This is a genomic window from Pseudomonas sp. BJa5 (assembly GCF_030272875.2).
Classification (GTDB): Bacteria; Pseudomonadota; Gammaproteobacteria; order Pseudomonadales; family Pseudomonadaceae; genus Aquipseudomonas.
The window spans coordinates 1-12036 of the sequence record NZ_JALRNG020000032.1 but is presented as its reverse complement, the minus strand read 5'-3'; the positions used below and the strand labels follow the sequence as shown (position 1 = coordinate 12036).

At 62.0% G+C, this 12036-nt stretch carries 10 protein-coding genes and 4 tRNA genes; 2 read left to right on the top strand and 12 right to left on the bottom strand.

Features of this window, described 5'->3' with window-relative positions:
- Positions 1-82 precede the first annotated feature (82 nt).
- The 6 genes from tig to M2D63_RS18060 form a co-directional block, all read right to left on the bottom strand.
- On the bottom strand, positions 83-1393 hold the full coding sequence (gene tig, locus M2D63_RS18085) for a trigger factor (protein ID WP_285864341.1): 1311 nt from the start codon (positions 1391-1393) through the stop codon (positions 83-85).
- 228 nt (positions 1394-1621) lie between these two features.
- Complete coding sequence (locus M2D63_RS18080; RefSeq protein WP_285864340.1) at positions 1622-1924, bottom strand: DUF6388 family protein; 303 nt, start codon at positions 1922-1924, stop codon at positions 1622-1624.
- A gap of 265 nt (positions 1925-2189) precedes the next feature.
- Positions 2190-2265 (bottom strand) — tRNA-His (locus tag M2D63_RS18075).
- 69 nt (positions 2266-2334) lie between these two features.
- A tRNA-Leu gene (locus M2D63_RS18070) sits at positions 2335-2419 on the bottom strand.
- Positions 2420-2472: 53 nt separating this feature from the next.
- Positions 2473-2548, bottom strand: a tRNA-His gene (locus M2D63_RS18065).
- Between the two features lie 41 nt (positions 2549-2589).
- Positions 2590-2666 (bottom strand) — tRNA-Arg (locus M2D63_RS18060).
- 283 nt (positions 2667-2949) lie between these two features.
- Between M2D63_RS18060 and folD the strand changes: the two genes are divergently transcribed.
- On the top strand, positions 2950-3804 hold the full coding sequence (folD, locus tag M2D63_RS18055) for a bifunctional methylenetetrahydrofolate dehydrogenase/methenyltetrahydrofolate cyclohydrolase FolD (protein ID WP_285864339.1): 855 nt from the start codon (positions 2950-2952) through the stop codon (positions 3802-3804).
- Between the two features lie 149 nt (positions 3805-3953).
- Here folD and M2D63_RS18050 read toward each other — a convergent pair whose 3' ends face one another.
- From M2D63_RS18050 to M2D63_RS18025, 6 genes are read right to left on the bottom strand one after another with little or no spacing between them, the layout of a single operon-like run.
- Positions 3954-5693, bottom strand: coding sequence for an ABC transporter substrate-binding protein (locus M2D63_RS18050; protein WP_285864337.1), 1740 nt, complete (start codon positions 5691-5693; stop codon positions 3954-3956).
- 50 nt (positions 5694-5743) lie between these two features.
- The gene (locus M2D63_RS18045; protein ID WP_285864335.1) at positions 5744-6016 is read right to left on the bottom strand and encodes a DUF2160 domain-containing protein; all 273 of its coding nucleotides are present in this window, start codon (positions 6014-6016) and stop codon (positions 5744-5746) included.
- Between the two features lie 11 nt (positions 6017-6027).
- Complete coding sequence (locus tag M2D63_RS18040; RefSeq protein WP_285864334.1) at positions 6028-6828, bottom strand: carbohydrate ABC transporter permease; 801 nt, start codon at positions 6826-6828, stop codon at positions 6028-6030.
- A gap of 9 nt (positions 6829-6837) precedes the next feature.
- Positions 6838-7701, bottom strand: coding sequence for a carbohydrate ABC transporter permease (locus tag M2D63_RS18035; protein WP_285864332.1), 864 nt, complete (start codon positions 7699-7701; stop codon positions 6838-6840).
- Positions 7698-8795 (bottom strand): ABC transporter ATP-binding protein, encoded by a 1098-nt coding sequence (locus tag M2D63_RS18030; protein ID WP_285864330.1) that lies wholly within the window; start codon positions 8793-8795, stop codon positions 7698-7700. The genes M2D63_RS18035 and M2D63_RS18030 overlap by 4 nt, the downstream gene beginning before the upstream one ends.
- Positions 8795-9889 carry an ABC transporter ATP-binding protein gene (locus tag M2D63_RS18025; protein WP_285864328.1) on the bottom strand — a complete coding sequence of 365 codons (1095 nt, stop codon included), beginning with the start codon at positions 9887-9889 and terminating at the stop codon, positions 8795-8797. The genes M2D63_RS18030 and M2D63_RS18025 overlap by 1 nt, the downstream gene beginning before the upstream one ends.
- 251 nt (positions 9890-10140) lie before the next feature.
- Here M2D63_RS18025 and M2D63_RS18020 point away from each other — a divergent pair, with 251 nt between their 5' ends.
- Positions 10141-11910 carry a sigma-54-dependent Fis family transcriptional regulator gene (locus tag M2D63_RS18020; protein WP_285864326.1) on the top strand — a complete coding sequence of 590 codons (1770 nt, stop codon included), beginning with the start codon at positions 10141-10143 and terminating at the stop codon, positions 11908-11910.
- The last annotated feature ends 126 nt before the right edge of the window (positions 11911-12036 follow it).

Genomic DNA, 12036 nt, shown 5'->3' with positions numbered 1-12036 from the left:
TCACTCCCAAATAGTCATGTCTTGAATACGCACAAGCCAGCTCGAAGGCTGGCTTGTGGTGTTTTCCTACGAGAGAAGAAAATCAGTCAGCGGCAGGAGCCTGTGCTGGCTTGACAGCTTCTTCGTACGAGACCGATTTGTCGGTCACAGTAGCTTTCTGCAGAACAGTATCCACAACTTGTTCTTCCAGCACAACCGAACGGACTTCGTTCAGTTGCTGGTCGTTCTTGTAGTACCAGGCGATGACCTGCTCAGGCTCCTGGTAGGCCGAAGCCATTTCCTGGATCATTTCGCGAACGCGGGCTTCGTCCGGCTTCAGCTCGTTCTGCTTGACCACTTCGGCGATGATCAGGCCCAGCACGACGCGGCGCTTGGCTTGCTCTTCGAACAGCTCGGCCGGCAGTTGCTCAGGCTTGATGTTGCCACCGAACTGCTGAACGGCTTGAACGCGCAGGCGGTTCACTTCGTTTTCCAGCAGGGCTTTTGGCACTTCGATCGGGTTGGCAGCCAGCAGGCCGTCCATTACCTGGTTCTTGACCTTGGTCTTGATGGCCTGGCGCAGTTCACGCTCCATGTTCTTGCGAACTTCGGCGCGGAAACCGTCGACGCCGCTTTCCTTGATACCGAACTGGGCGAAGAACTCTTCGTTCAGCTCAGGCAGCTTAGGCTCGGAAACGCTGTTGACGGTAACGGTGAACTCGGCGGTTTTGCCAGCCAGGTCCAGGTTCTGGTAGTCCTCTGGGAAGGCCAGGTTCAGAACGCGCTCTTCACCCGCCTTGGCGCCGACCAGGCCTTCTTCGAAGCCCGGGATCATACGGCCGGAGCCCAGTACCAGCTGGGTGCCCTTGGCCGAACCGCCGGCGAAGGCTTCGCCGTCGATCTTGCCGACGAAATCGATGTTCAGCTGGTCTTCGTTCTGGGCAGCGCGCTCGACGGCCTCGAAACGGATGTTCTGCTTGCGCAGTACTTCCAGCATGTTGTCCAGGTCGGCGTCAGCCACGTCGGCGCTCAGGCGCTCGACAGCGATCGAGTCGAAACCGGCAACGGTGAACTCAGGGTATACTTCGAAGGTGGCGATGTATTCCAGGTCCTTGCCCTTTTCGAAGGACTTTGGCTCGACGGCAGGTGCGCCAGCCGGGTTCAGCTTCTGCTCGACCACAGCTTCGTAGAAGGAAGCCTGGACCAGGTCGCCGAAGGCTTCCTGACGGGCGGCATCTTCATAACGCTGACGGATCACGCTCATCGGCACCTTGCCAGGACGGAAGCCTGGGACCTTGGCGCGACGGGCAGTCTGTTGCAGACGCTTGTTGACTTCGGTCTCGACGCGCTCTGCCGGAACGGCGATGGTCATGCGACGCTCGAGAGCAGAAGTATTTTCAACAGAAACTTGCATGGATATTCCTCGTTGCACAGACGTTAGCCGGCGATACCCGACTCCAGAATCAAGGGCAAGCATTCTAGTGGCTCACAGGCCAGAAGTCACCCCGTTCAGGACGACGGGAAAATACGCCGGTCCATTTCATTTACAGCCCCCGGCCAGAACCCTGTCCGAGAGCCTTCGAGATCTACTGGCAGCGCCCAGAAATACATTTCAAGACACTACAAAACCAAGCGCCGGACATCAGAGCGCCGAGTCGTCGATCTCATTGAACCCACAATATTCTTCCCAGCTCATGCCCAGCGCCTGAGCCACTTCCCGATGCACCTCAAGACGCATGGCCTTGAGCTCATCCTCGGACCCGGCGATCAGTTGCAGCGTCAGCTCCCAAGGCTCAAGCCCCTGCTCTTGCGCGGCATCCTCGAACGCCCACTCGATCTGCTGATGCTGCTCCTGGGCACTGAGCCCGGCAATCTCTTCGAGCAGCTGCGGATTGGCCTCGACGAAGCGCTGCAATGCGCTGGCCTGGCGTTCTTTTGAAATCATGCGGCTGTCCTCACTACAACTTGCCGTGATCTACGGCCTCAACCGGCTGAAATCTATCAGTTTTTGCCCCTTTGTCACCAGCCTGCAACGGCACCTGCCGCAGATCGGTTCGCCGCTCGTGGGCGGAACACTGAAAGCAGAAACGAAAAAAGCCGCACTAGGCGGCTTTTTCGAGGCTTTACGCACGCTTCAGCGAAGGGCGGCGAAAGCGTGGAAAGATGCAAAAACAAAGGCGCCGGATTTTCATCCGGCGCCTTTGGGAATATGGGGTGGACGATGGGGATCGAACCCACGACACCAGGAATCACAATCCTGTGCTCTACCAACTGAGCTACGCCCACCATAGTGCAATTGCGGCCTTTTGGCCTCAGGCTTTCTCGCGCTTCAGCGAAGGGCGGTGAAAGCGTGAATGGTGCGGACGAAGAGACTCGAACTCTTACAGCTTGCGCCGCTGGAACCTAAATCCAGTGTGTCTACCAATTTCACCACGTCCGCGTGAAGCATTTAAAGCAAAGGCGCCAGATTTTCATCGGGCGCCTTCTGGAATATGGGGTGGACGATGGGGATCGAACCCACGACACCAGGAATCACAATCCTGTGCTCTACCAACTGAGCTACGCCCACCATATTGCAGTTACCGCTTTACTTGTGCCTAAGCTGCCTTATGGCGCACCCGGCAGGACTCGAACCTGCGACCATCCGCTTAGAAGGCGGATGCTCTATCCAGCTGAGCTACGGGCGCATATTTAATCTGCTTTCTGTTACGATTACAAATTAACTTTTAGCCGTACCGAACAAGCAACAAATCCGCTCATTCTGCCTGACCTTGCTAACCAGTGCTAGGCTCCGCCCGACAAGTGCGACGAATCTTATAGACGAGCGGGCATACCGTCAACTCTTTTCTGAAAAAAACTCATTTTATTTAAGGGCTTAGGGCAAATCCCGGACCAAGCGCCTTTGCCCTCGCCCCCCTTCATGCGAGAATGCGCGCTCTTTTATTTCCACTCGATGGTTAATCACGCGTCATGACTGCACACCTTATCGACGGCAAGGCGATCGCCGCCAACCTGCGCCAGCAGATCGCCCAACGTGTCGTGGAGCGTCGCCAGCAAGGCCTGCGTACGCCTGGCCTGGCGGTGATCCTGGTCGGCACCGACCCCGCCTCTCAAGTCTATGTCTCGCACAAGCGCAAGGATTGCGAAGAAGTCGGCTTTATCTCCGAAGCCTTCGACCTGCCCAGCGAGACCACCCAGCAGGCGCTGACCGATCTGATCGATCGCCTCAATGACGATGCCAGCATCGACGGTATCCTGCTGCAGTTGCCGCTGCCGGCGCACCTGGACGCCTCGCTGCTGCTCGAACGCATTCGTCCGGACAAGGACGTCGATGGTTTCCATCCTTATAACGTCGGCCGCCTGGCCCAGCGTATCCCGCTGCTGCGCCCGTGCACCCCGAAAGGCATCATGACCCTGCTGCAAAGCACCGGTCAGGACCTGTACGGCATGAACGCGGTGGTGGTCGGTGCCTCGAACATCGTCGGCCGGCCGATGGCCATGGAGCTGCTGCTGGCCGGCTGCACCGTGACCGTGACCCACCGCTTCACCAAGGACCTGGCCGGCCACGTCGGCCGCGCCGACCTGGTCGTGGTGGCCGCTGGCAAGCCAGGCCTGGTCAAGGGTGAGTGGATCAAGGAAGGTGCGATCGTCATCGACGTCGGCATCAACCGCCAGGAAGACGGCAAGCTGGTGGGTGACGTGGTCTACGAGACCGCCCTGCCCCGCGCCGGCTGGATCACCCCGGTGCCGGGCGGCGTCGGGCCGATGACCCGCGCCTGCCTGCTGGAGAACACCCTGTATGCGGCGGAAGAACTGCATAAGTAAGCGGTGAGGCTTCAATGAAAACGGCACCTGGTTAGGTGCCGTTTTTTTGTGCCCGGCGTCAGGGCTCTATCGCAGGCTTCGCCAGCTCCCACAGGTTGTGCAGGCTGCGACCCTGTGGGAGCTGGCGAAGCCTGCGATGGGGTCGACGCCTACTGCCGCGCCGCCTCCCAGGACTTGAGCAACTCGCTGTAGCTCACCGTCTCGCCCTTGGGTTTCTCGTTGGCCAGTTTCGGCTTCGGCGCCCCGGGTTGGTCGTACCAGTACTGGGCATCACGTTCCGGGTTCAGCTTCGGCGCGCAGGTCGCCTGGGCCTTGGAACGCTCCAGGCGTTCGAGGATGCGGTCCTGGTCGCGGGCCAGGCCATCGAGCGCCTCCTGCGGGGTCTTCTCGCCACTGGCCGCTTCGGCGATATGGCTCCACCACAGTTGCGCCAGGCGCGGGTAATCAGGCACGTTGGTGCCGGTCGGGGTCCACTGCACCCGCGCCGGGCTGCGGTAGAACTCCACCAGCCCGCCCAGCTTGGGTGCCAGGTCGGTCATCGCCTGGGAGTTGATGTCCGACTCGCGTATCGGCGTCAGGCCGACGATGGTCTTTTTCAACGAGACGGTCTTGGAGGTGACGAACTGGGCGTAGAGCCAGGCCGCCAGGCGCTGTTTCTCCGGGGTCGATTTGAGGAAGGTCCAGGAGCCGGCATCCTGGTAACCCAGCTTCATGCCCTCCTCCCAGTACGGTCCCTTGGGCGACGGCGCCATGCGCCACTTCGGCGTGCCATCGGCATTCATCACCGGCAGGCCCGGCTTGGTCATGTCGGCGGTAAAAGCGGTGTACCAGAAGATCTGCTGGGCGATATTGCCCTGGGAGGGCACCGGGCCGGACTCGGAGAAGGTCATGCCCTGGGCTTCCGGCGGCGCATAGGCGCGCATCCAGTCGACGTATTTTTGCGTGGCATAGACGGCCGCCGGGCCATTGGTATCGCCGCCACGGGTGACGCTGGAGCCCACCGGATGGCAGTCCTCGACGCGAATCCCCCATTCATCCACCGGCAAGCCATTAGGCAGGCCCTTGTCGCCGCCGCCGGCCATGGAGAACCAGGCATCGGTGAAGCGCCAGCCCAGCGACGGGTCCTTCTTGCCGTAGTCCATGTGCCCATAGACACGCTTGCCGTCGATTTCCTTGACGTCCTCGCTGAAGAACTTGGCGATATCCTCGTAGGCCGACCAGTTGACCGGCACCCCCAGTTCATAGCCGTACTTTTCCTTGAACCTGGCCTTGAGGTCCGGCCGGTCGAACCAGTCGGCGCGGAACCAGTAGAGGTTGGCGAACTGCTGGTCGGGCAACTGGTAGACCTTGCCGTCGGGCGCGGTGGTGAAGGAAATGCCGATAAAGTCTTTCAGGTCCAGGGTTGGCGAGGTGTAGTCCTTGCCTTCGTTGGCCATCAGGTCGGTGATCGACTCGGTCTTGCCGTAGCGAAAGTGCGTGCCGATCAGGTCGGAGTCGTTGACCCAGCCGTCATAGATATTCTTGTCCGACTGCATCTGGGTTTGCAGCTTCTCCACCACGTCGCCTTCCTGCAGCAGGTCGTGGGTCAGCTTGATCCCGGTGATTTCGGTAAAGGCTTTGGCCAGTACCTTGGACTCGTATTCGTGGGTGGCGATGGTTTCCGAGACCACGTTGATCTTCATGCCCCGGAAGGGTTCAGAGGCTTTGATGAACCACTTCAGCTCCTCAAGCTGCTGCTCCGGTGTCAGGGTCGACGGCTTGAACTCGCTGCCGATCCATTTCTTTGCCGCGTCCTCATAGGCGTCGGCCCAGGCGCTGGCGTGCAAGCTGCCCAGTACGAGCAAGGCTGCCAGGGTCAAATGTCGCCGGTTCTTGTTGTTGTCGAACATCGTGATCTCCCGATTGAATATTCCCCTGGAGCCTGGCCGAAACCTTTCGGCTAACCCCAACGCATCACCACCAACAGCCACACCACCGACAGCAGCGAGGCCACCCAGAGACTCCAGTCGCTGGCGCCGATGACCAGCAAGTGCAGGTAAGCGCTGCCCAGCAGCCCGATGAACAACCGGTCGCCGCGGGTGGTGGCGATCGGCAGGAAACCGCGACGTTCGACGCAGGGCCTGCGCAGCTCGAACAGGGTCATGCCCAGCAGCAGGACGCCGATGGCGACAAAGAACAGCGCCGTCGGCAGGGTCCAGGCCATCCAGTCCATAGCGCGCCTCCTCAGACCCGGCCCAGGGCAAAGCCCTTGGCCACGTGGTTACGGACAAACCAGATCACCAGCATGCCCGGCAGGATGGTCAGCACCCCGGCCGCCGCCAGCACGCCCCAGTCGATGCCGGAAGCCGACACCGTGCGGGTCATCACCGCCGCAATCGGCTTGGCGTTGACCGAGGTCAGGGTGCGCGCCAGCAGCAGTTCGACCCAGGAAAACATGAAGCAGAAAAACGCCGTGACACCGATGCCCGAGCCAATCAGCGGGACAAAGATCTTCACGAAGAATCGCGGGAAACTGTAGCCATCGATGTAGGCGGTTTCGTCGATTTCCTTGGGCACACCGGACATGAAACCTTCCAGGATCCACACCGCCAGTGGCACGTTGAACAGGCAGTGGGCCAGGGCCACGGCAATGTGGGTGTCGAACAGGCCGATGGACGAATACAGCTGGAAGAATGGCAACAGGAACACCGCCGGCGGCGCCATGCGATTGGTCAGCAGCCAGAAGAACAAGTGCTTGTCGCCCAGGAAGCGGTAGCGCGAGAAGGCATAGGCGGCAGGCAGGGCCACGCTCAGGGAAATCACCGTGTTCAGGCACACGTAGTAGAGCGAGTTGATGTAGCCGCTGTACCAGCTCGGGTCGGTGAAGATCACCCGGTAGTTGTCGAAGGTGAATTCCCGGGGCCACAGGGTCAGGCCGCCGAGGATCTCGGTATTGCTCTTGAACGACATGTTCAGCAGCCAGTAGATCGGCACCAGCAGGAACAGGATGTACAGCACCAGGGGCAGCGTCTTGCGCGGGTTCATGGCCGCCTCCTAGTCTTTGTCGGCATGGGTCATGGCGGTGTAGAACAGCCAGGACACCAGCAGGATGATCAGGAAATACACCAGCGAGAACGCCGCCGCCGGGCCCAGGTCGAACTGCCCGACCGCCATCTGGGTAAGGGTCTGGCTGAGGAAGGTGGTGGCGTTGCCGGGCCCGCCGCCGGTGAGCACGAACGGCTCGGTGTAGATCATGAAGCTGTCCATGAAACGCAGCATCACCGCGATCAGCAGCACGTTCTTCATCTTCGGCAGCTGGATATGCCGGAACACCGCCCAGGCCGAGGCGCGGTCGATGCGCGCCGCCTGGTAGTAGACGTCGGGAATCGCCCGCAGCCCCGAGTAGCACAGCAGCGCCACCAGCGAGGTCCAGTGCCAGACATCCATCACCAGCACCGTGACCCAGGCATCCATGGTGTTGGCCGCGTAGTTGTAGTTGATCCCCAACTGGTTCAGCGACGCGCCGAGCAGGCCGATGTCGGCGCGACCGAAGATCTGCCAGATGGTGCCGACCACGTTCCACGGGATCAGCAGCGGAATGGCCATGACGATCAGGCATGCCGACGACCAGCGGCCCTTGGTCGGCATGGTCAGGGCGATGGCGATCCCCAGCGGGATCTCGATCAGCAGCACGCAGCCCGAATAGATGAACTGGCGCAACAGCGAATCATGCAGGCGCGGGTCCTGGAGGACCTGGCGGTACCAGTCGGCACCGACGAAGTAGCGGCTGGACTGGTCGAAGATGTCCTGCAGTGAATAATTGACCACGGTCATCATCGGCACCACGGCGCTGAAGGCCACCAGCAGGAACACCGGCAGCACCAGCCACCAGGCCTTGTTGTTGGGCACCTTGTTCATGGCGCGGCCTCCAGCAGCACGTCATCGGCGTAGAGCATCAGCCACTGCGCCGGAAAGCTGATCCAGGCTTCCTCCACCGGCACCACCCGGTCTTCGCCCAGGCGCACCTTGAGCGCCACGCCCTCAAGGTCCAGGGTCAGGATCCGGTAGGTGCCCAGGTCTTCGACATCCACCACCCGGGCGCTGAAGGCGTCGTCGAAGGCTGCTTCGCGCACCTGCACGAACTCCGGACGAATGCCGACCTGCAGGCGCACTGCCTGCGTGCTGGCCAGGCGGGCTTGCAGGTCGGCTGGCAATGGCAAGTGGACAGAAGCGAAACCGACCCCACCCGGCTGCGGCTGCACCTCGATCAGGTTCATCCCCGGGCTGCCGATGAAATAGCCCACAAAGGTGTGGCGCGGTCGCTCGAACAGCTCCCGCGGGGTACCGAACTGGACGATCTGCCCGCCGTACATCACCGCGATCTTGTCGGCAAAAGTCGAGGCCTCCAGCTGATCGTGGGTGACGTAGATCATGGTGATATTGAACTGCTCGTGGATCTGCTTGAGCTTGCGCCGCAGCTTCCACTTCAGGTGCGGATCGATCACCGTCAACGGCTCATCGAAGAGGATCGCCGAGACATCGTCGCGCACCAGGCCACGGCCCATGGAGACCTTCTGCTTTTCGTCGGCGCTGAGGTTGCGGGCCTTTCGTTTCAGTGCCGGCGTCAGCTCCAGCACCTCGGCGATTTCCTCGACCTTGCGCCGCACCTGCGCCTCATCCAGGCCCTGGTTGCGCAACGGGAAGGCCAGGTTGTCGAACACCGTCATGGTGTCGTACACCACCGGGAACTGGAACACCTGGGCGATGTTGCGCGCCTGGGGCGACAGCGCGTTGACAGCCTTGCCATCGAACAGCACCTGGCCCTGGGACGGGCTGAGCAAGCCGGAAATGATATTGAGCAAGGTCGACTTGCCACAGCCCGAAGGCCCGAGCAAGGCGTACGCGCCACCCTGGGCCCAGACGTGGTCCAGTTCGCGCAGGGCATAGTCATCGGCGCCAGTCGGGGTGCGGCTGTAGCTGTGGGCCAGGTGCTGCAGGCGGATCTCGGCCATCAGGCGACCCTCGCTTCACGGGTGCCGGGCGCCTGCACCAGTTGTCCGTCGCTGTCGAAGACGAACAGTTTGTGGGTCGGGATGAACACCCGGATCGGCGCATCGACGTTGTACTCATGTACACCGGGCAGGTGCAGGATGATGCGAAAGTGCTCGTTGCGCACATGCAGGAAGGTTTCCGAGCCGCTGATTTCCGCCAGTTCCACCAGCACCGCCAGCTCCAGGTCATCGTCATTGGAGGGCACCAGGCTGATATGGCTGGGACGCACGCCAAAGCGATACTCGCCATCACCGATACGCTGCAGGTCGGCGTTCATGGCAAAGTGCACGGCGCCGGCAAAACTCACTTCGTTGCCACTGATGCGTCCGGGAATCAGGTTGATCGGCGGCTCGGAAAACAGCTCGGCCGCCAGCACCGAGCGCGGCTGGTGATAAACCCGGGCGGTCGGGCCGCTCTGCACGATGCGACCTTCATGCAGGATCGTGGTGGTACCGCCCAGGGCGAGGGCCTCATTGGGCTCGGTGGTGGCATACACGGCAATGCAGTGACGCTGGGCGAACAGCGCGCGCATTTCCTGGCGCAGTTCTTCGCGCAACTTGTAGTCCAGGTTGACCAGTGGCTCATCGAACAGGATCAGTTCGGCATCCTTGACCAGCGCCCGGGCCATGGCCGTGCGCTGCTGCTGGCCACCGGACAGCTCCAGCGGCAGGCGCTTGAGAAACGGCTCGATACGCAACATCTGCGCGGTCCGGTGGACCTTGTCGCGGATTTCCTCCTCGCTCACCCGCGCCTGACGCAACGGCGAAGCGATGTTCTCGAACACGCTGAGGGTCGGGTAATTGATGAACTGCTGATAGACCATCGACACATTGCGCTGGCGCACCGGGCGGCCGGTGACATCTTCACCGTTCATCAGCACCCGCCCGCGATCCGGACGGTCCAGGCCGGCCATCAGGCGCATCAGGCTGGTCTTGCCGGACAGGGTGCGGCCGAGCAGGACATTGAACGAGCCCGGCTCGAAACTGAGGGTGGCATCGACGATCCAGTCCTGGTTGTCGACGGTGCGGCTGACGTGCTCCAGCGTAAGCGACATGGGCGGCCCTGATTGTTGTTATCGGACAGGCACCGGCTGTAGAGCCAGATTCATGCCAGGGTCACAACGAGCCGCCAAGCCATTGATAGCCAATGTTTTTTGCTTGGCGCAAGGCACAGGACAATTCGCTACTGAACACAAATGAACACTATTTGCTGAACAGTTGAACAGCCGCGAATTGACAATGAACAGGACTGATCAACACTGGATCACACAAAAACAACAACACTGCCCCGGCAGAGGACAGGCCCATGGCCGCACCCATCCCGACCCATGCCCAACTGATCCAGGCGTCCTGGGCGCGCTGCCGCGACTATGGGTTGGAACATCAATCGGCGCCCGACTTCGGCAACCTGGCCGGTACCAGGCTCAATGAGTTGCTCGAACACCAGCAAGCCTTGCTGGGCACCACGCGCGACGACGTCATGCCGCAGTACCAGCACCTGCTGGGCAACTCCAGCTACCTGATCATGCTCAGCGATGAACAGGGCCAGCTCCTGGAAACCTGGGGCACCCGGCGCTTCATCGACCCGCGCCAGCAGCATGGTTTCGTGGCGGGCGCCCGCTGGCTGGAACAAGGCGTCGGCACCAACGCCATCGGCACCGCCCTGGCCTGCCTGGAGGCCGTGCATGTGAGCCAGGACGAACACTTCCTCAAGCTCAACCGCTACATGGCCAGCGCCGCGGCGCCGCTGTTCGATGCCGAGCGGCGACTGATCGGTGTGCTGGATGCCTCCAGCGACAGCTACCTGCCCGCCTCGCAGACCCTGGGCATGGTGCGGATGATGAGCCAGAGCCTGGAGAACCGGCTGATCCTGTCCCGCTATGGCGGACAATACCGGCAACTGAGTTTCAACACAGGCTCCAACAACCTCGACAGCCCGTGGGCCGGGCTGCTGCTGTTCGATGACCGTGGCCGCATCCAGGCCGCCAATCGCCGGGCTGACAGCCTGCTCGGCCACACGCCCCTGCAGCAGAACCTGGAGCAGGTGTTCCAGACGCCGCTGGCCGAGTTGCTCAAGCATGCCCAGGGCCAACCCTTCGCCGTCCAGGTGACCGGGCGCAATCGCTTCCACTGTCTGTTGCATGAGCCGCCTGCCCCAGCCTCGATGCCGGTAGCACAGCGAACGCCAGGCGTTGGCGATCCACGCATCGACAAGGCCCTGTACCAGGCCCGGCTGCTGCTGGAAAAGGACATTCCGGTGCTCGTCCACGGCGAAACCGGTGTTGGCAAGGAAGTCTTCGTCAAGGCCCTGCATGAAGCCAGTAGCCGCCGCGATCGACCCTTGATCGCAGTGAACTGCGCGGCCATTCCGGCCGAACTGGTGGAGTCGGAGCTGTTCGGCTATGAGAAAGGCGCCTTCACCGGTGCCCACCACAAGGGCAATGCGGGACTGATCCGCAAGGCCGAGCACGGCGTTCTGTTTCTCGACGAGATCGGCGACATGCCGCTGTCGACCCAGGCCCGCCTGCTGCGTTTTCTCCAGGAACGCAGCATCCAGCCCCTGGGCAGCGGCGAGCCGGTCACGGTGGATATCCGCGTGGTCTCGGCCACCAACCAGGATTTACAGGCTCAGGTGCGCGCCGGGCTGTTCCGCCAGGACCTGTATTACCGTATCGCCGGCCTGAGCCTGGTATTGCCGCCGCTGCGCGAGCGCAGTGATCGGCGCGGGCTGATCGAGCAGCTGCACCAGCGCTATCGCGAGCCGGGGCAGCCGAGGGAGCTCAGCACGAAAGTGCTGGAGGTGCTGATGCGACATCCCTGGCCGGGCAACGTGCGGCAGATGGCAAGTGTGCTGCAGATCGCCCTGGCACTGGCGGGCGAGTGTGCGGTGGCCCTGGAGCATCTGCCAGACAGCTTTTATGCCGAATTGCCCGACAGTGCGCCCGCTGTGCCGGCCCCACCTGCCAGCGATGATATTCAGGACCAATTGCGAGCCGCCGACGGCAATGTCTCACAACTGGCGCGACAGTTGGGCGTCAGCCGGACCACCCTGTACAAGCGCTTGCGCAGCGTCTGAATACGCCATCGCGGGGGCAGCCCCCCCCGACGGGGGGGGGGGGCGTGGCCCCCCGAAGCACCCCCCGCCACCCCACCACCCCCCGCCGCGGGGGGACCCACCAGATGAGCGAGAACCCCCGAAACC

Excerpts from the sequence above, each read along its gene's own strand:
- M2D63_RS18080 (WP_285864340.1), bottom strand. The coding sequence starts at position 1,924 with ATGATTTCAAAAGAACGCCAGGCCAGCGCATTGCAGCGCTTCGTCGAG.
- tig (WP_285864341.1), bottom strand. The coding sequence starts at position 1,393 with ATGCAAGTTTCTGTTGAAAATACTTCTGCTCTCGAGCGTCGCATGACC.
- M2D63_RS18040 (WP_285864334.1), bottom strand. The coding sequence starts at position 6,828 with ATGAACCCGCGCAAGACGCTGCCCCTGGTGCTGTACATCCTGTTCCTG.
- folD (WP_285864339.1), top strand. The coding sequence starts at position 2,950 with ATGACTGCACACCTTATCGACGGCAAGGCGATCGCCGCCAACCTGCGC.
- M2D63_RS18045 (WP_285864335.1), bottom strand. The coding sequence starts at position 6,016 with ATGGACTGGATGGCCTGGACCCTGCCGACGGCGCTGTTCTTTGTCGCC.
- M2D63_RS18050 (WP_285864337.1), bottom strand. The coding sequence starts at position 5,693 with ATGTTCGACAACAACAAGAACCGGCGACATTTGACCCTGGCAGCCTTG.
- M2D63_RS18025 (WP_285864328.1), bottom strand. The coding sequence starts at position 9,889 with ATGTCGCTTACGCTGGAGCACGTCAGCCGCACCGTCGACAACCAGGAC.
- M2D63_RS18030 (WP_285864330.1), bottom strand. The coding sequence starts at position 8,795 with ATGGCCGAGATCCGCCTGCAGCACCTGGCCCACAGCTACAGCCGCACC.
- M2D63_RS18020 (WP_285864326.1), top strand. The coding sequence starts at position 10,141 with ATGGCCGCACCCATCCCGACCCATGCCCAACTGATCCAGGCGTCCTGG.
- M2D63_RS18035 (WP_285864332.1), bottom strand. The coding sequence starts at position 7,701 with ATGAACAAGGTGCCCAACAACAAGGCCTGGTGGCTGGTGCTGCCGGTG.